Origin of the sequence: Halothiobacillus neapolitanus c2 (assembly GCF_000024765.1) — a bacterium.
Classification (GTDB): domain Bacteria; phylum Pseudomonadota; class Gammaproteobacteria; order Halothiobacillales; family Halothiobacillaceae; genus Halothiobacillus; species Halothiobacillus neapolitanus.
This window is the reverse complement of the sequence record NC_013422.1, coordinates 972,714-991,376: the sequence shown is the minus strand read 5'-3', so window position 1 is coordinate 991,376 and position 18,663 is coordinate 972,714. Positions and strand designations below refer to the sequence as shown.

The following is an 18,663-nucleotide window of genomic DNA, read 5'->3' as shown; positions in this document are numbered from 1 at the left end:
ATCGACTGTTATTGATGGCACCGACTCGGCATGATGCTTTTCACGCGACAAGCCACAGGGGCGTTGCGCGAATCCCCCATCCTTTCAGGAGGAACTCATGGCAGTTAAAAAGTATAGTGCTGGTGTAAAAGAATACCGGCAGACCTATTGGATGCCGGAATACACACCGTTGGATTCCGACATCCTTGCATGCTTCAAAATCACCCCACAACCGGGTGTTGATCGCGAAGAAGCCGCAGCCGCGGTTGCAGCAGAATCTTCAACCGGCACATGGACCACCGTGTGGACCGATTTGCTGACCGACATGGACTACTACAAAGGCCGTGCCTATCGCATTGAAGACGTACCCGGTGACGATGCGGCATTCTATGCCTTTATCGCCTACCCAATCGACCTGTTCGAAGAAGGGTCAGTTGTTAACGTGTTTACCTCACTGGTTGGTAACGTGTTCGGCTTCAAAGCGGTACGCGGCCTGCGTCTGGAAGATGTTCGCTTCCCACTCGCCTACGTTAAAACCTGTGGCGGCCCACCGCACGGTATTCAAGTCGAACGCGACAAGATGAACAAATATGGTCGCCCACTGTTGGGTTGCACCATCAAGCCAAAACTTGGTTTGTCTGCGAAAAACTACGGCCGTGCCGTATACGAGTGCCTCCGTGGCGGCCTCGACTTCACTAAAGATGATGAAAACATCAATTCTCAGCCGTTCATGCGCTGGCGCGATCGCTTCTTGTTCGTACAAGACGCGACCGAAACTGCTGAAGCCCAAACCGGCGAACGCAAAGGCCATTACCTCAACGTAACGGCGCCAACTCCTGAAGAAATGTACAAGCGCGCAGAATTCGCCAAAGAAATTGGCGCGCCAATCATTATGCACGACTACATCACCGGTGGCTTCACGGCCAACACTGGCTTGGCCAAGTGGTGTCAAGACAACGGCGTACTGCTGCACATCCACCGTGCGATGCATGCGGTTATCGACCGTAACCCGAACCACGGTATTCACTTCCGTGTTCTGACCAAGATTCTGCGTTTGTCGGGTGGCGATCACCTGCACACCGGTACCGTTGTCGGCAAACTGGAAGGCGACCGTGCCTCTACTCTGGGCTGGATTGATTTGCTCCGCGAATCGTTTATCCCTGAAGATCGCTCGCGCGGTATCTTCTTCGATCAAGACTGGGGTTCAATGCCAGGCGTATTCGCTGTGGCCTCTGGTGGTATTCACGTATGGCACATGCCTGCGCTGGTTAACATCTTTGGTGACGACTCTGTCCTCCAATTCGGTGGCGGTACGCTGGGTCATCCATGGGGCAACGCTGCCGGTGCTGCTGCCAACCGTGTTGCTCTGGAAGCCTGCGTAGAAGCGCGTAACCAAGGCCGCGATATCGAAAAAGAAGGCAAAGAAATTCTGACTGCTGCTGCACAGCACAGCCCAGAACTGAAGATTGCCATGGAAACTTGGAAAGAGATCAAATTCGAATTTGACACTGTCGACAAACTCGACACTCAAAATCGTTGATCCCTCGTACCACACAACATACTAAGGTGAGTAACCATGGCTGAAATGCAGGATTACAAGCAAAGCCTCAAATATGAGACTTTCTCTTATCTTCCACCCATGAACGCGGAACGCATCCGCGCTCAAATCAAGTACGCAATTGCTCAAGGCTGGAGCCCCGGCATTGAGCACGTAGAAGTGAAAAACTCCATGAACCAATATTGGTACATGTGGAAACTTCCCTTCTTCGGCGAACAAAATGTCGACAACGTGTTGGCTGAAATTGAAGCGTGTCGTAGTGCGTATCCAACACACCAGGTCAAACTGGTGGCTTATGACAACTATGCGCAAAGCTTAGGTCTGGCCTTCGTGGTCTACCGCGGCAACTAAGTCAAGTCTGTCATTGCGCTGTGCGTTTCTCTACGCACAGCACTTATTCAAGATGGGGTCAAACATGCCTTCACAGTCAGGAATGAATCCTGCCGACCTGAGCGGACTCTCTGGCAAGGAACTGGCACGCGCACGCCGCGCTGCACTATCCAAGCAAGGGAAAGCAGCTGTTTCTAATAAAACGGCTAGCGTAAACCGTAGCACTAAACAGGCGGCATCTTCGATCAATACAAATCAGGTGCGCTCTTCTGTAAATGAAGTGCCCACTGATTACCAAATGGCGGATCAATTGTGCTCTACGATTGATCATGCTGACTTTGGTACCGAAAGCAATCGCGTTAGAGATCTCTGCCGTCAACGCAGAGAGGCACTATCAACTATCGGTAAAAAAGCGGTTAAAACCAACGGCAAGCCGTCGGGTCGCGTTCGACCACAGCAATCAGTGGTTCACAACGACGCAATGATCGAAAATGCCGGTGATACTAACCAATCATCGTCCACTTCATTAAATAATGAACTTTCCGAAATCTGCTCCATAGCAGACGACATGCCGGAGCGTTTTGGTTCACAAGCCAAAACCGTCCGTGATATCTGCCGTGCACGCCGTCAAGCGCTCTCTGAGCGTGGAACTCGCGCCGTGCCGCCAAAGCCGCAATCTCAAGGTGGTCCAGGACGCAATGGCTATCAAATTGATGGATACCTAGATACCGCACTTCATGGCCGCGATGCCGCCAAGCGCCACCGTGAAATGCTCTGTCAATACGGCCGCGGCACAGCACCTTCCTGCAAGCCAACAGGCCGTGTCAAAAATTCTGTACAGTCGGGCAACGCAGCGCCAAAAAAGGTTGAAACCGGTCACACCCTATCCGGCGGATCTGTTACGGGCACGCAAGTGGATCGTAAATCTCATGTGACTGGAAACGAGCCGGGCACTTGCCGAGCAGTCACGGGCACCGAGTACGTAGGTACTGAGCAATTCACCTCTTTTTGCAATACCAGCCCCAAGCCAAATGCGACGAAGGTCAATGTGACCACAACGGCTCGTGGTCGCCCTGTTAGCGGTACGGAAGTTTCACGGACCGAGAAGGTAACTGGCAACGAATCCGGTGTCTGCCGTAACGTTACCGGCACCGAATACATGAGTAATGAAGCTCACTTTTCTCTATGTGGAACAGCCGCAAAGCCTTCACAAGCGGATAAAGTCATGTTCGGCGCCACAGCACGAACGCATCAAGTGGTCAGTGGCAGTGATGAATTCAGGCCCTCTTCTGTTACGGGTAACGAATCGGGTGCAAAACGCACAATTACCGGCTCGCAGTACGCAGACGAAGGTCTTGCGCGACTCACGATCAACGGAGCACCTGCAAAAGTAGCCAGAACCCACACCTTTGCGGGCTCTGACGTTACCGGCACGGAAATCGGTCGCTCTACTCGCGTAACTGGTGATGAAAGCGGTTCGTGTCGTTCAATCTCAGGCACCGAGTATCTCAGTAACGAGCAATTCCAATCCTTTTGTGACACAAAACCTCAACGCAGCCCGTTCAAGGTTGGCCAAGATCGCACGAACAAGGGTCAGTCTGTGACTGGTAACTTGGTTGATCGTTCCGAACTGGTTACAGGTAACGAACCAGGTTCATGCTCTCGGGTTACAGGCTCTCAGTATGGCCAAAGCAAAATCTGCGGTGGTGGCGTGGGAAAAGTGCGCTCAATGCGCACCCTTCGCGGCACCTCAGTATCTGGCCAACAGCTAGATCATGCCCCAAAGATGTCCGGTGACGAGCGCGGCGGGTGCATGCCCGTCACCGGTAATGAGTACTACGGTCGTGAACATTTCGAACCGTTTTGTACGAGCACCCCAGAGCCCGAAGCTCAATCAACTGAACAATCATTGACCTGTGAAGGACAAATTATTAGCGGCACTTCAGTTGACGCCAGTGATTTGGTCACAGGAAATGAAATCGGTGAACAGCAACTCATCAGCGGTGACGCCTATGTTGGCGCGCAGCAGACAGGTTGCCTTCCCACTAGTCCACGCTTCAACCAAACTGGCAATGTTCAGTCAATGGGTTTTAAGAACACCAATCAGCCAGAACAAAACTTTGCACCAGGTGAAGTAATGCCTACTGACTTTAGTATTCAAACCCCAGCTCGCTCGGCTCAGAATCGCATTACAGGTAACGACATTGCGCCCTCAGGTCGCATTACAGGCCCTGGTATGCTGGCAACCGGCTTGATTACAGGAACCCCCGAATTCAGGCACGCTGCGCGCGAGTTGGTTGGTTCTCCACAACCCATGGCAATGGCCATGGCCAACCGTAATAAGGCTGCTCAAGCACCTGTTGTGCAGCCAGAAGTGGTTGCAACTCAGGAAAAGCCTGAGTTGGTATGTGCACCAAGAAGCGATCAAATGGATCGTGTGAGTGGCGAAGGCAAAGAACGTTGCCACATCACTGGCGATGACTGGTCAGTTAACAAGCACATCACCGGTACAGCCGGTCAATGGGCGAGTGGTCGCAACCCTTCCATGCGCGGTAATGCGCGTGTGGTCGAAACCAGCGCGTTTGCCAATCGCAATGTGCCAAAACCTGAAAAGCCGGGCTCCAAGATCACGGGCAGTAGTGGTAATGACACCCAAGGTAGTCTGATCACTTACTCCGGCGGCGCGCGCGGTTGATTAAGTAAAGTGTAACGATCATGAACACCCGTAACACACGAAGCAAGCAACGCGCACCGTTTGGTGTTAGCTCATCAGTCAAACCTCGGCTTGACTTGATTGAGCAAGCACCAAACCCTGCCTATGACCGCCATCCTGCTTGCATAACGTTGCCTGAGCGTACCTGCCGGCACCCGTTAACTGACCTTGAAGCCAACGAACAACTGGGTCGTTGCGAGGATAGCGTCAAGAACCGTTTTGATCGCGTTATCCCTTTCTTGCAAGTTGTTGCTGGCATTCCTCTTGGTCTGGATTATGTTACCCGTGTTCAAGAATTAGCCCAGTCGTCGCTTGGACATACGCTGCCCGAAGAATTACTCAAAGATAATTGGATCAGTGGGCACAATTTAAAAGGCATTTTTGGCTACGCGACTGCTAAAGCACTAACAGCAGCCACGGAACAATTCAGTCGTAAAATAATGTCTGAGAAGGACGATTCCGCATCGGCCATTGGCTTCTTCCTGGATTGCGGGTTCCACGCAGTGGACATAAGCCCTTGTGCCGATGGTCGTCTCAAAGGGTTACTGCCTTACATATTGCGTTTGCCCCTTACGGCATTCACCTATCGTAAAGCCTACGCAGGCTCGATGTTCGATATTGAAGATGATCTGGCACAGTGGGAGAAAAATGAACTCCGCCGTTATCGTGAAGGTGTTCCAAATACAGCGGATCAGCCAACACGATACCTGAAAATTGCTGTGTATCATTTCAGCACCTCTGACCCGACACACTCTGGCTGCGCGGCACACGGCAGTAATGATCGTGCAGCACTGGAAGCGGCTTTAACCCAGCTGATGAAATTCAGAGAAGCGGTTGAAAATGCCCATTGCTGCGGCGCAAGTATCGATATTTTACTGATTGGCGTTGATACGGATACGGATGCCATTCGCGTTCATATTCCGGATAGCAAAGGTTTTTTGAATCCGTATCGTTATGTTGACAACACAGTAACTTATGCGCAAACACTACATCTGGCGCCGGATGAGGCTCGTGTGATTATTCACGAAGCAATTCTCAACGCAAACCGCAGCGATGGTTGGGCTAAAGGAAATGGAGTAGCCAGCGAGGGGATGCGTCGTTTTATTGGTCAGCTTTTGATCAACAACCTCTCGCAAATCGATTACGTAGTAAATCGTCATGGTGGTCGCTATCCACCCAATGATATTGGTCATGCTGAGCGATATATCAGTGTTGGTGATGGTTTTGATGAAGTTCAAATCCGGAATTTAGCCTACTACGCGCATTTGGATACGGTTGAAGAAAATGCGATTGATGTGGATGTGGGAATCAAAATTTTCACCAAACTTAATTTGAGTCGAGGTTTACCGATTCCGATTGCCATCCACTATCGCTATGACCCCAATGTTCCAGGCTCCAGAGAAAGAACCGTGGTCAAAGCAAGACGGATATACAACGCCATTAAAGAGCGGTTCTCATCCTTGGATGAGCAGAATCTATTGCAGTTTCGTTTGAGCGTTCAGGCGCAGGATATCGGAAGCCCGATTGAAGAGGTTGCATCCGCATGAAAATCATGCAAGTTGAGAAAACGTTGGTTTCAACAAACCGTATTGCTGATATGGGTCACAAACCACTATTAGTGGTATGGGAGAAACCGGGCGCGCCCAGGCAGGTCGCCGTGGATGCGATTGGCTGCATACCGGGCGATTGGGTTTTGTGCGTTGGGTCATCGGCAGCACGAGAGGCTGCAGGAAGCAAGTCTTATCCCTCTGATTTGACGATTATCGGGATTATTGATCAGTGGAATGGTGAGTAATGGAAGTAATGCGCGTTCGTTCCGACCTAATCGCAACACGCAGGATTCCCGGTCTTAAAAATATCTCTTTGCGTGTCATGGAGGATGCTACGGGTAAGGTCAGTGTCGCTTGCGATCCCATTGGCGTTCCCGAGGGATGTTGGGTCTTTACGATTAGCGGCTCTGCCGCTCGGTTTGGCGTGGGTGATTTTGAGATTCTCACGGATTTGACGATTGGTGGCATCATCGATCACTGGGTAACTTGACCATCGCTAGATGAGTTGATTTTGAATGAGTCTTTATTGAGGAGAGAAGAAATGGCAGCAGTAACAGGTATTGCACTGGGTATGATTGAAACACGTGGTCTGGTTCCAGCGATTGAAGCTGCCGATGCCATGACCAAGGCCGCCGAAGTACGTTTGGTTGGCCGTCAATTTGTTGGTGGTGGTTACGTGACCGTTTTGGTCCGTGGTGAAACCGGTGCCGTCAACGCAGCAGTTCGTGCGGGCGCTGATGCCTGCGAACGAGTCGGCGATGGTCTGGTCGCGGCGCATATCATTGCCCGTGTCCATTCCGAAGTCGAAAACATCCTGCCGAAAGCCCCTGAAGCTTAAGGATTGGGAAAGACGAACCGGCGCAGGCTTGTTCCGGTTCTTTGCATAAAGTGACAGCTTAGGAGTTTATTTAAATGGCTGATGTAACTGGTATTGCTCTGGGTATGATCGAAACACGTGGCTTAGTTCCTGCGATTGAAGCAGCGGACGCCATGACTAAAGCGGCTGAAGTGCGTTTGGTCGGTCGTCAATTTGTTGGTGGCGGTTACGTCACCGTATTGGTTCGGGGCGAAACAGGCGCTGTTAACGCCGCTGTTCGTGCTGGCGCCGATGCTTGCGAACGTGTTGGTGATGGCTTGGTTGCTGCGCACATCATTGCGCGTGTCCACTCAGAAGTAGAAAACATTCTGCCTAAGGCGCCACAAGCCTAAGTCAGATATTCCTAAGACGGCTCACTTCGGCGACACCCGTCGCCGAAACCGTCTAACCAAATTTCTGGGCTCGTTCTGAACGTGCTCAACACTAGTTTTAGAGGATCTGTTATGGCAACGACTCACGGTATTGCCCTGGGCATGATTGAAACACGAGGATTGGTTCCTGCCATTGAAGCCGCAGATGCCATGACCAAAGCGGCGGAAGTCCGTCTGGTCGGACGATCATTTGTTGGCGGCGGTTACGTGACCGTAATGGTTCGTGGTGAGACAGGTGCAGTAAATGCTGCCGTTCGTGCGGGTGCTGACGCCTGTGAACGTGTTGGCGATGGCCTGGTTGCTGCGCACATCATTGCGCGCGTTCATTCTGAAGTTGAGATCATCCTACCCGAGACGCCCGAAGACTCAGATTCCGCGTGGTGTATCGCAAATCTGAATAGCTAATGAAACTGACTGATTTCCTGACGGGTTTCTGAATTGATATGGCGTCCTATAGACCCCCTGTTGTGGAAGTTTTGTAGGTTTTATGCGCGTTTCAAACACGTATCCAACGCTATTTTTTGCTTTATTATTCACTTTGAATTGAATAACTCTTCGGATATGAGCGGCACGCTCAGCTCGAGGATTGAATGATTCCTGTTCCCTCTCGATTTTCCGGATGCAAACTTCTCGGAAGTATCTTAGACAGGATCAGTTCAAGGGATTTGCCGGTTCCGACTGGCCCAACATACACTCAAGTTTGCGAGAACAAATCATGGCGATAGAAAAGCTAAATCAGATTGAGGTTGATGGTTGGGAATGCCGTAAATTACCACCTCAATTAACTCGCCGCTTCGATTTTGGAAGTTATTCTCAAACGCGTTCATTTTTGGACGATTTAGCTGATTTATCTGAGGCCATTGGCAACTATCCCAACTTGCATTTTGCCAAAGAATTCGTGACCGTCACCATATCTGCTGCGGACGACGGTCCATTGCAAGAGTCTGAGGTTGAATTTGCTACCCAAGTCAATGACTTGGCCGCCAAGTATAGCTAACGCCATGGCCAGCAACAAAGCCTTTACATTGGCTGTCGCCAACCTCAAAGGTGGCTGTGGCAAGACGACCATCAGCACAAACATCAGTGCGGGCTTGACGCAGCGTGGTCGTGTTGGTCTGGTCGATGCCGACCCCCAAGGCGCACTCAAGCATTGGGTTGACTGGGGAAGCAAAGAGGCGGACGCTCAAGTCCCCGTCTTATACTCAGATCACACCGATCCCGTTCAAAATCTTAAATTGGCGCAACCAAACCATGACTTTGTCGTCGTGGATTGCCCGCCTTCCCTAGACATGGCAATTACCTGTCAATTGATGATTGAGTGCGATTTTATATTAATTCCTGTACTGCCCTCCCCTTTAGATCTTTGGGCGAGCACTCAAACAATCGAGATGATTGAAAGCGCACGCAAAACCAACCCCAAGCTAAAAGCTGCGTTGGTACTCAATCAAACAGAGCCGCGCAGTGCAATGACACGAGCAATGCAAACAACCATTGAGCGACTAGGGGTTCCCGTACTCACTACCTCTGTGCGACGACGCGCTGTGTACCGAAATGCCGTAGTGGAAGGCGTTAGCGTTTTCCAGCTCGGAGCAAGAGGCCGCTCAGCGGCTGATGAAATCAATCAAATCCTTAACGAGGTTATCCCGTCATGACTAATTTAGAAGATAAACTGAGTGCAAGCATCAAGACCGAGAACAAGGACACGATAGCGCCTGCGTCAACGCCAGCCAAACCAGCCGCGCGCTCGGCTGCACCCGAAACCACCAAGCCTGCATCGACAGGGGCCAAACCTGCCACACGGACGGCTGCGAAAAAGCCTGTAGCGCGTGCGACGACAACAAAACCTGCTGTATCAAAATCCAGCAAGCCATCGGCTGATGATATTCAGGTTCCGGCACACGACACATCGACGCATCCTCGCCGTGTATGGCCAGATTGATTTTGTCCGAACATCGCGAAACTAACGTCAAACTATGAACCCAGCGACTGAAGAATATCAGGCTCTTTTTGAAGACTTGGGCGAACCGATCGCTGAAGTCCTTGAGACCCATTGGATTGAGCTTTCGCGATTGTTCAGCCCGATGGGTTTCAAGGCTTTTCTAGAAAGCGTTTCCAATCTTAAGGCTTTGGGACGCGGTGATGAGTTAGTTATCTCGTTTATTGAATCGGCAGGTCCTGTTACAAGGTCAATTGGTGAAACAGCAGTTTTCGAACTGCTGTCTTCCGTTATTAAAATGTTCTCCAAGGCCAGTGCTGAAGTTTTAGCAATGGTTTTCAAATCGGCACCTGTTGCTGTCAGTCGGCTCGGTGAGGCTGAACTGTTCGTTGCCTATCTTTCTTTACTGGATTACATAGCGGCCAAAGCCCCCCGAGCCTTACGTCCACTTCTTGGTCAAATAGAGCAACTGCTTGGTGTGCTGACGCTTGGGGGATTGCGGCGTTGGATCACTTGGGGGATTCAAGCGCACCGAACCGATTTTGCCGCCCAAGAGGCCTACTTTAGTCTTGCAACGCCTGAATCCCGTGCTGTGTTACAGCGCGAGCGAAGGGGTGTATTGTTTGTTGATGTACAACGCCGCTTGGTGATGTATTTACGCGCACTGTGGGGGCGTGATTTTTTTCTACGCCCCACTTCGGGTGATTTCGAAAGCCGTGCGGGATACCGTCCGTTCATTGATGAACTATTTATCAATTTACCCGACGCGTATGATGATTACGCCGTTGAAGGCGAACAAACAGTTGATGGTCTGACTGTCTATCGTGCGGCAGCGGCTCATGCCGCAGCACATCAAATTTATTCGCGTCTCGACTCCGATGCGAAGAACGCATCCCCACTGGACCGCGCGACCATTGGTTTATTTGAAGACGCGCGTGTCGAAAAACTCGCAATGGCCGATTTCCCTGGATTGGTTCCCCTGTGGAGGAATCTCAACCAACTGACGGTTGCTGCCCTCCCCGCTGACGCACGAACAGGAGAGAATCCAACTCTTGGCGCACTTTTCGACCGGATAGCGCTGGCACTATGCGATGAGAATTCATCGGATACCCACCCGCTTGTCGAATGGTCGCGTGAGGCGTTTAAAGCAGCACTTGATCGTCTGGAAGATCAGGAGATGGCGCGAGAACTGGGCATCGCTCTAGCCGAAAAGATCCAGCAGCAAAACCTGGTATTTCAAAGCCGTACCGATATCCCAAGTAGCCCGTACCGTGATGACAATACCTATTTGTGGCAAACACCGGAAACAGGCAAGAGCAATGCACATACCGCGGCCAGCATTCAGGAAAAGCGCAAGTACGTTAGCGTGATGCAGATGCTGCACGCCTTGGATGTGGAGTACGCCACGGCGGAAAGCGCGGATGAAATATGGGTGCTTGCCACCGAACTTTTTGATGACGATGGCACGACGTTCAATGAGCTTTATGGCACGCCACCGACTGCTTCGCCTCGATATTATCCCGAATGGGATTACCAATCACAGCTTGAGCGACCATTGTGGACGACCCTGATGGAGAAGAAACCCAAATTGGGCGATCCTGCGGTGGTTGATAATATTTTGTTCGAGCACGCCCCAATGGTACGGCGTTTGAAGTACCTGATCGAAGGCTTACAGCCACAAGGTGTCGTGCGACAGAAAAAAATCGAGGATGGTGATGAAGTCGATCTCAATGCAGCCATTGGCGCAATGATCGATATTCGAATGAATCGTCAACCGGACCCGCGCATTGGCATTCGTCGACGTATCCATGTGCGTGATCTATCCGTGATTTTGCTCATTGATCTCTCAGAATCAACCAATGATCTCGTGCAAACCGGTGAAGAAGAAAAAACCGTACTTGATATGGCTAGAGAGGCAGCAGCATTACTCGGTGATGCATTGAATCGCATTGGTGATCCCTACGCTATTCATGGTTTTGATTCCAATGGGCGCAGCGATGTTGAGTATTTCCGCTTCAAAGACTTTGATGACGCCTTCGATGACCTCGCCAAGGCTCGTCTGGCCGGAATGACGGGGCAACTCTCCACACGCATGGGCACTGCCTTGCGACACGCGGGCCATTTGTTGGATTCACGGCCCAGCCAGAAGAAACTTATTCTGTTACTTACCGATGGCGAGCCTTCCGATAATGATGTGCGCGACCCCCAATATCTACGCCAAGACACCAAGCGCGTTGTTGAGGAATTAGGGAAACGGGGCATCAATACGTTCTGCGTCACCCTCGATCCAAGAGCCGATGATTATGTCGAACGAATTTTTGGCCCGAAACACTACATGATCCTCGACCATGTAGCTCGACTGCCTGAGAAACTACCGGCACTTTATTTGTCGATGACGCGATAGAACTTTCCGTCCGAGCTTCAGACAAGAAACAAATCTCATGAAGCTGTTCAAATTGCTGCTCGGGATACGAGGACAATGCGCCTGAAACCCGATTAATTTTAATTTGCGTATACGCAAGATAACTACCCGGCCAAGGCCGGTCTGTGATGGAGAAAGCGCATGATGAACCTGCAATGGTTAATTCCATTGTTACCCTTACTGTCCGCCCTACTGGTGCAATTGTTTGCCGCTCGACTCGGTAAACGTGTTGCCCACCTGAGCGTGGCGTTGGGAACACTGACCGTCATTGTTGCCGCATATCAGCTCGTAGCGTATATCGGTACCGATGCGAGCCCAAGCTGGCATTCTCTGGGCACGATGTGGGGCAGTCTGTACGTCGATCCGCTGAGCAGCATCATGTCGCTGGTTGTAGCGGGCATCAGCCTGATTGTTCATGTCTATTCAATCCGCTACATGACCGAAGAACCGGGCTATCCCCGGTTCTTCTTGCTGCTGGATTTGATGACCGCTTCCATTTTGCTTATGGTCGCCGCCGGTGACTTGGTCACATTGCTGATCGCCTGGCACATGATCGGCATCATGCTCTACTTTCTTTTGGGTCAGAATACAGAATCATGGCCGAGCCAGCGCTACGCCTTTTGGACGTTTATCACGTACCGGTTGGGGGACTTGCCATTGGTGCTCGCCGCCGTGCTGCTTTATCAAACCTATGGTGCGATTGACTTCCCCACCTTATTTTCCCGTATCGCGGCCGATCCAAACGCCACCATCATGGGGCTGCCCACGGCGATAACGGCTGCTTTTTTGGTGGCGCTCTCTGCCTTTGCAAAATCCGCCCAATTCCCGCTACATACCTGGCTCCCCTATACCATGGAGGGCCCGACGCCGGTTTCAGCTTTGATGCATGCGGGGATTGTCAACGCCGGTGGTTTTATCATCAACCGCTTCGCGCCTGTTTTTGTTCACAGTGATGGCGTACTGCACATGCTGTTTGTCGTGGGTCTGATTACCGCGCTGGTGGGATCGGTGCTGATGTTGACGCAAAACGACATCAAAAAATCACTGGGTTATTCCACCATGGGTCAAATGGGCTTCATGGTCATGGAGTGTGGTCTTGGCGCTTTTTCTCTGGCCGTGTTCCATCTCATTGCGCATGGTCTGTTCAAAGGCACCATGTTCCTCGGTTCGGGCAGCATGATTCATGAAGCACGCAAGCACGACGGCGTGCCACATAACCCTCTGCACACCTTCTTGGTTGAACGAAAGTCTGCATCATTAAAATTGCCTTGGTTATTTATCGGCTTGGCTACGCTGGTCGTACCTCTGTTCATTCTGGTTATTGCACACTGGTTCGTGGCACCGGATTTTTTCGAAAAACAAGGTGCCATCGTGCTGCTGTTCTTCGGCTGGATTACGGGGGTTCAGGTTCTTTTTGCCACACATCATCTGGATGCCAATAACCCAATTCGCATGATGATGATGATTTTATTGTCGTTTACCTTGATTGTGGTGGGCTACACCTTCATTGGTCATGCTTTCGAAAACTTCCTTTACCCCGAAGAAGCCTTCCGTAATGCGCTGTACCATGCAGCAGGCATCGATAAACTGACGTTCGACGGACTTGTTTTCTTGCTCGCTTTGATTGTGGTGGCAGGCTGGTTTAGCAGCTATTTGGCCAGTCGTGAGAAATCGGTTTTCGGTGACCGGTTCGGAGCGGTTCGCCTCACTCTCTACTCACTGATCTCGCGTGAATTTTATGTAGCCGATCTCTACGACCGGATGGCGCACTGGCTGCTTGATGCATCCAAACGCTTCAATGTCTGGATGAGGTGGTATTGATATGTCCTTTTTCTTGATGTTACTGGCCGGGTTCTTTCTGCCCTTGTTCCCCTTGAGCATGGTATTCAATGCCCTGCTCGGCCGAATCAAAAACCCCATCGCGCGGGTACTGCTGATTTTTATCTGGCCTCAAATCGGCGTTTTCTTGCTTGCATGGGCTGGTTTGCCGCTGGATTCCGGATTCTTCGTTGGCTGGGCAGTGCTTACGGCAGTCTTCTATGCCTGGCGATTGCTGACGGTGCGTGTGCTCTCCCAGTGGGCCGGGATGCTCGCCACGTCCGCCTGGGCGCTGGCTTGGATTATCGCCGCCGATCTTCCAGCCAGTAGCGAACTGCACAGTTTCGCCCTGTGGATGTCCGTTGCGCCGGCTTTGCTGATCTTCATTGCCATTGCACTGCAAGAACGTTTTGGCGCTGCTTACAGTGGTTTAGTTGTGGGGTTGGCGCGGGCTTTACCGCGCTTATCCAGCGTCATTGTCATCGTGGTGTTGGCCGCAATGGCACTCCCTATTTTCCCCAGTTTTTTTGCAATGTTGGCATTGCTGGCGCATAGCTCCATCTTATTCGCTCTGCCGATTTTGCTTACCTGGTTGCTTTGGAGTTGGGCAGGCACGCGGTTATTGAATGGGTTTGTTTTCGGGCCACGCGCCGAGACAGATGCCGCCGATCTCTCTTCAACCACAACATGGGGCTTTGTTGGCCTGATAGCAACGATTGTTGTGATTAATCTGATTTGGACAGGAGCTTGATCCCATGAGCAAACTCCCTTTGGGTAAACGCCTGAAAATTCGTTCCATGGTGCACATGGCTGCCGAGCCAATCCCCAATTTCTGGCCTATGCGGACGTTCATTCACCATAACCCGCTCCATGGTCTGGAGCATCTGCCCTTCGAACAGGCGGTTCGCCAGGGTGAAAAACTCTTTCACGCACGGGGATTTTTGCCGCGTGAGGATTACCAGCGCTATCACAAGGAAGGCCGAGTTGATCAAAACAGCATAAAGCGTGACATAGCCGATTTTATTTCAAAACAAGAAACGCTCAACGGTTTGGATTTGGCATCGTTACTTAGCGACTTGATGTGTTCGGTTAAGAACAAAGTAACTAGAACGCGCGCGCTCGCCGATCATGATGATGTGTTCCAAGCCTTGCACGGGAAACAACTGGAAAATGCAGAGGCGCTCGATCTTAAAGCGCTAACTCAACGCTTATGTGCGCAGTTTGCACCAGAGCGCCCCCTGTACGAAGCCATCGATTTGCTGTTCGGCACGCAAATGGGCACCACACTCGATGAATTGGTAATCAAAAGCTGTCTCGACTTTTTCGATGAAGGCCAATCAACCATCCAAATGCCCGGCCGCCACCAAGGATTGTTCGCAGCTTGGACGGCCCTGGCAAAACGTAATTTACGCCTGTTTTTACGTGGCATGCATATCAAACAGATCCTCGATCAGGACGATACGCCAGAGGGCATCATCGCCTACATTCTCGACGAACTGGGCATTGAGGAGGCTCACTGGGATGGGCTGATTACCCGCGAACTGACTCGTTTGCATGGCTGGGCAGGTTTTATTCGCTGGCGCTCCTCTTCCAAGCACTACTATTGGGCCGAGCAGTACCCGGGGGATCTCATCGATTTCCTGGCCATCCGGCTCGTTTTAGGCTTGGCCTTGATCCGTGAACATAGCCGTCAAAAGCGCACACCGATGACAGTCAAAGTGCTGCAAGAATATATCGAAGGGCACACCGCCGAATGCTATCTGCGTCAAGCCTATTACGGTGGCTGCATATTGCCCGCGTTTGCTCATGATGTTGATGATGCGCTGTCGCATAAAAAGCCTCAAAGGATCAACAACATTCTTCCGGGCTACCTGCGCCAACAACGCCAATTCGAGGCAACACGACAAGCTGATGCGCTTCGTGATTTAGCCAGCAAAGCGGGGCAAACCGATGCCCTTATGGCGCTGAATGCGCCTCAAATCAAGCAACTCATGACACTTATCGAGGCGTTTGAAAACGAAGAAGGCATGATCTGGCTTCGTGCGATGGAATCGGTCTATCGACGGGAAATCATCAACCAGATTCAACTGTATGCACCGCATAAAAAAGAAAAACGGCCCTTTGCCCAGGCATTGTTCTGTATCGATGTGCGCTCCGAGCCGATACGCCGTAATCTGGAAACGGTAGGCGAGTATCAAACCTATGGTATCGCCGGGTTTTTTGGTGTTCCGGTAAGCTATATTGGCCTTGGCAAGGGCAGTGAAGTTAATCTTTGCCCGGTGGTCATTACCCCTAAAAATCTGGTGCTTGAAGTGCCCGTGGGTGCCACAAGCATTGAAACAGACTTTTATTCTTCCGCCGACCATGTGCTACATGAGATGAAAAGCTCGATCCTTTCACCCTACTTCACGGTTGAAGCGGCCGGTTTGCTGTTTGGTTTCGACATGATCGGCAAAACCATTGCCCCGCGACGCTACACCCAAATACGCAATCATATCGAACCAAAAGCACAGGCAACTCGTTTGCTGGTGGATAAACTCACCCGCGAACAAGCCGACTCAATCGTCCGTTCGCTGCAACGCGCCATGATTGTGCGCGCCATTCATCAGGAATTTGGCATCGAACGCGAAGCAGTCACCGATGCCATGATCCGCGAACTGCGCGAAGCGGCCATGGATAACTATCACGAACAGACCGAATTCGCGCGCCGTTTCGCCTTGAGCCCAACGGCCGAAACTCAGTTTATCGCAGGGCTGAAAAAGGACTATAAAATCAATCGCTCATTTGTTTCCATGCAAATGGAACGCTTGGCCAGGATTGGTTTTAGCCTCGATGAACAGGTGTTTTATGTTGACAAGGCACTCACATCCATCGGATTGACCGAAAACTTTTCACGCTTTGTTTTATTGGCCGGTCACGGCAGCACTTCCGACAATAATCCCTACGAATCCGCGCTTGACTGCGGTGCATGTGGTGGTAGTCATGGGCTGGTTTCTGCCCGGGTGCTTGCCCACATGGCCAATAAGCCTGAAGTACGTCGCAGACTGGCCAAGCAAGGCATCCAGATACCTGAAGATACTTGGTTTGTGTCCGTCATGCACAACACCACAACCGATCAATTGTCACTGCAAGACCTTGATTTGCTTCCAAACAGCCATCTTGTTTACCTCGAACGCTTGCGTAACGGCTTACGTGCGGCCACCCGTTTGTCAGCGGCAGAACGCTTGCCTGCTCTGCTTGATCATCCTTCGCCCAACATCGACACATTATCGGCACAAAAACAAATTGAGCGGAATGCCAGCGACTGGACCCAAGTTCGGCCAGAGTGGGGCTTGGCGAGAAATGCGAGCGTCGTCGCCGGCGGCCGACATTTGACCGAGGGTGCGAACTTAAGCGGTCGAACGTTTTTGCAGTCTTACGATTATCGACTCGATCCCAAAGGCCGCCACCTTGAAAACATTCTCAGCAACCCGCTAATTATCGGCCAGTGGATCAATCTTGAGCATTATTTCTCAGCGGTAGATAACGAACACTTTGGCAGTGGCAGCAAGGCCTATCACAACGTCGTAGGTCGTTTTGGTGTGGTTACGGGTAATTTAAGTGACTTGCGAACAGGGTTACCAGCACAGTCGGTGCTTAAAGATGGACGCCCATACCACGAGCCCATCCGTCTCTTGGCGATTATCGAAGCACCCGCAGCATTCACCCTCGAAGTAGCGGGTCGATTGCCCAAGGTGATGTCCCTGATTACCAACGGCTGGATCACTGTTGTTGTCGTTGATCCGGAAACGGGCGATCGTCTTTTTTATGATCGCGGCGAATGGTACAATCTCAACAATGATCCGCAGTACACGCCCTCGGTCAAACCCTTGCTTGAAGAAGAACTCAGCGCATGAAAAACCTCAACCTTACCCAATTGAAAAAACTGGAAATCATCCTCGAAGGTGAACATCAATCATTCGCCACGGATTTACTCGACCGAGCAGGCGTCAAGGGCTACACCATTGTCGGCAACCTTTCAGGCAAAGGGGCTCAAGGCTTTCATGAAGGCCATCTCATGTTTAACGAAGATGAAGTGCTGAACATGATCATCACCGCCGTTCCGGAAGAGCTCGTTTCTCCCTTGCTGGAAGGCTTCGCCCCCTTTTTCAGCAAACACAGCGGAGTAGTATTTGTTTCTGACATTCAGGTCAGTCGTCCGGTCAAGTTCAAAACAGACGCTAAATAAATACGATTTAAATCAGAAAGACGGCTACATCGACCAGAACAAGGCAATTTAAATGACACAAAATGCAGATCAATATCGCGTACGCAAAGAGCCCTATTATCGAGCTGTACAAGACGAAATCGAGTTATATCGCGCCGGTTACGAAGCACGCATTCCCATGATGCTCAAAGGCCCGACCGGCTGTGGTAAATCACGTTTTGTCGAACATATGGCTTGGAAGCTCAACCGCCCCTTAATCACCATCGCGTGTAATGAAGACATGACGGCATCCGATCTTGTCGGCCGCTATTTGCTCGATAAAGATGGCACCCGTTGGCAAGATGGCCCGCTTACGGTCGCTGCGCGCATTGGTGCCATCTGCTACCTCGATGAAATTGTTGAGGCCCGTCAGGATACCATCGTCGTCATCCATCCATTGACCGATCACCGTCGAGTACTGCCACTTGAGAAAAAGGGCGAATTGGTTGAAGCGCATCCCGATTTCCAAATCGTGATTTCTTACAATCCGGGCTATCAAAGCCTGATGAAAGACCTCAAGCAATCCACCAAGCAACGTTTTGGTGCGCTTGATTTTGACTACCCTAAACCAGACATTGAAGCCGAAATTGTGAGCCACGAGGCCGGGGTTGATAAAGACACTGCTGAAAAACTGGTTCAGATCGCACAAAAAGCACGTAACCTCAAGGGTCATGGCCTGGATGAAGGCCTCTCCACGCGTCTGTTAGTCTATGCAGGCAAATTGATTGCCAAAGGCGTTGATGCCCGCGCTGCCTGCACCATGACGCTTGTCAACCCGATCACAGATGATGTCGACATGCGCGATGCACTCGACACCGTCGTCAAAACGTTCTTTTAAGCCTTCCGTACCAACAGGTAATACG

Annotated in this window: 18 protein-coding genes; all 18 read left to right on the top strand. The window is 51.2% G+C overall.

Features of this window, described 5'->3' with window-relative positions; genetic code table 11:
• Nucleotides 1-97: 97 nt before the first annotated feature.
• The 18 genes from HNEAP_RS04660 (at nt 98) to HNEAP_RS04575 (ending at nt 18,638) form a co-directional block, all read left to right on the top strand.
• Nucleotides 98-1,519 (top strand): form I ribulose bisphosphate carboxylase large subunit, encoded by a 1,422-nt coding sequence (locus HNEAP_RS04660; RefSeq protein ID WP_012823801.1) that lies wholly within the window; start codon nt 98-100, stop codon nt 1,517-1,519.
• 36 nt (nt 1,520-1,555) lie between these two features.
• The gene (locus HNEAP_RS04655) at nt 1,556-1,888 is read left to right on the top strand and encodes a ribulose bisphosphate carboxylase small subunit (RefSeq protein WP_012823800.1); all 333 of its coding nucleotides are present in this window, start codon (nt 1,556-1,558) and stop codon (nt 1,886-1,888) included.
• A 64-nt stretch (nt 1,889-1,952) separates the two neighbouring features.
• Nucleotides 1,953-4,562, top strand: a complete 2,610-nt coding sequence (locus HNEAP_RS04650; protein ID WP_166635979.1) for an alpha-carboxysome scaffolding protein CsoS2 — start codon at nt 1,953-1,955, stop codon at nt 4,560-4,562.
• A 20-nt stretch (nt 4,563-4,582) separates the two neighbouring features.
• Entirely contained in the window at nt 4,583-6,127 is a 1,545-nt protein-coding gene (locus tag HNEAP_RS04645; RefSeq protein ID WP_012823798.1) for a carboxysome shell carbonic anhydrase, read from the top strand.
• Nucleotides 6,124-6,375 carry an alpha-carboxysome shell vertex protein CsoS4 gene (locus HNEAP_RS04640; protein WP_012823797.1) on the top strand — a complete coding sequence of 84 codons (252 nt, stop codon included), beginning with the start codon at nt 6,124-6,126 and terminating at the stop codon, nt 6,373-6,375. Before HNEAP_RS04645 ends, HNEAP_RS04640 begins: the two co-directional genes overlap by 4 nt.
• 8 nt (nt 6,376-6,383) lie before the next feature.
• A complete protein-coding gene (locus tag HNEAP_RS04635; RefSeq protein ID WP_244856372.1) occupies nt 6,384-6,620 on the top strand; it encodes a carboxysome peptide B in 237 nt (78 codons plus the stop codon).
• 51 nt (nt 6,621-6,671) lie between these two features.
• Nucleotides 6,672-6,968, top strand: coding sequence for an alpha-carboxysome major shell protein CsoS1 (locus HNEAP_RS04630; RefSeq protein WP_012823795.1), 297 nt, complete (start codon nt 6,672-6,674; stop codon nt 6,966-6,968).
• Nucleotides 6,969-7,042: 74 nt separating this feature from the next.
• Nucleotides 7,043-7,339, top strand: coding sequence for an alpha-carboxysome major shell protein CsoS1 (locus HNEAP_RS04625; RefSeq protein WP_012823794.1), 297 nt, complete (start codon nt 7,043-7,045; stop codon nt 7,337-7,339).
• Nucleotides 7,340-7,450: 111 nt separating this feature from the next.
• Complete coding sequence (locus HNEAP_RS04620; RefSeq protein WP_012823793.1) at nt 7,451-7,783, top strand: alpha-carboxysome major shell protein CsoS1; 333 nt, start codon at nt 7,451-7,453, stop codon at nt 7,781-7,783.
• A 310-nt stretch (nt 7,784-8,093) separates the two neighbouring features.
• Nucleotides 8,094-8,375, top strand: a complete 282-nt coding sequence (locus tag HNEAP_RS04615) for a 4a-hydroxytetrahydrobiopterin dehydratase (protein WP_012823792.1) — start codon at nt 8,094-8,096, stop codon at nt 8,373-8,375.
• Nucleotides 8,329-9,030 carry a ParA family partition ATPase gene (gene parA / locus HNEAP_RS04610; RefSeq protein WP_155802515.1) on the top strand — a complete coding sequence of 234 codons (702 nt, stop codon included), beginning with the start codon at nt 8,329-8,331 and terminating at the stop codon, nt 9,028-9,030. The genes HNEAP_RS04615 and parA overlap by 47 nt, the downstream gene beginning before the upstream one ends.
• Complete coding sequence (locus tag HNEAP_RS12660; protein ID WP_012823790.1) at nt 9,027-9,317, top strand: hypothetical protein; 291 nt, start codon at nt 9,027-9,029, stop codon at nt 9,315-9,317. The genes parA and HNEAP_RS12660 overlap by 4 nt, the downstream gene beginning before the upstream one ends.
• 34 nt (nt 9,318-9,351) lie before the next feature.
• A complete protein-coding gene (locus tag HNEAP_RS04600; protein WP_012823789.1) occupies nt 9,352-11,718 on the top strand; it encodes a nitric oxide reductase activation protein NorD in 2,367 nt (788 codons plus the stop codon).
• 159 nt (nt 11,719-11,877) lie between these two features.
• Nucleotides 11,878-13,557, top strand: coding sequence for an NADH-quinone oxidoreductase subunit 5 family protein (locus HNEAP_RS04595; RefSeq protein ID WP_012823788.1), 1,680 nt, complete (start codon nt 11,878-11,880; stop codon nt 13,555-13,557).
• A 1-nt stretch (nt 13,558) separates the two neighbouring features.
• A complete protein-coding gene (locus HNEAP_RS04590) occupies nt 13,559-14,305 on the top strand; it encodes a hypothetical protein (RefSeq protein ID WP_012823787.1) in 747 nt (248 codons plus the stop codon).
• Nucleotides 14,306-14,309: 4 nt separating this feature from the next.
• Nucleotides 14,310-17,450 carry a DUF2309 domain-containing protein gene (locus tag HNEAP_RS04585; RefSeq protein WP_012823786.1) on the top strand — a complete coding sequence of 1,047 codons (3,141 nt, stop codon included), beginning with the start codon at nt 14,310-14,312 and terminating at the stop codon, nt 17,448-17,450.
• Nucleotides 17,447-17,782, top strand: a complete 336-nt coding sequence (locus HNEAP_RS04580) for a P-II family nitrogen regulator (RefSeq protein ID WP_012823785.1) — start codon at nt 17,447-17,449, stop codon at nt 17,780-17,782. Before HNEAP_RS04585 ends, HNEAP_RS04580 begins: the two co-directional genes overlap by 4 nt.
• Nucleotides 17,783-17,834: 52 nt before the next feature.
• A complete protein-coding gene (locus tag HNEAP_RS04575) occupies nt 17,835-18,638 on the top strand; it encodes a CbbQ/NirQ/NorQ/GpvN family protein (protein WP_012823784.1) in 804 nt (267 codons plus the stop codon).
• Nucleotides 18,639-18,663: the final 25 nt, after the last annotated feature.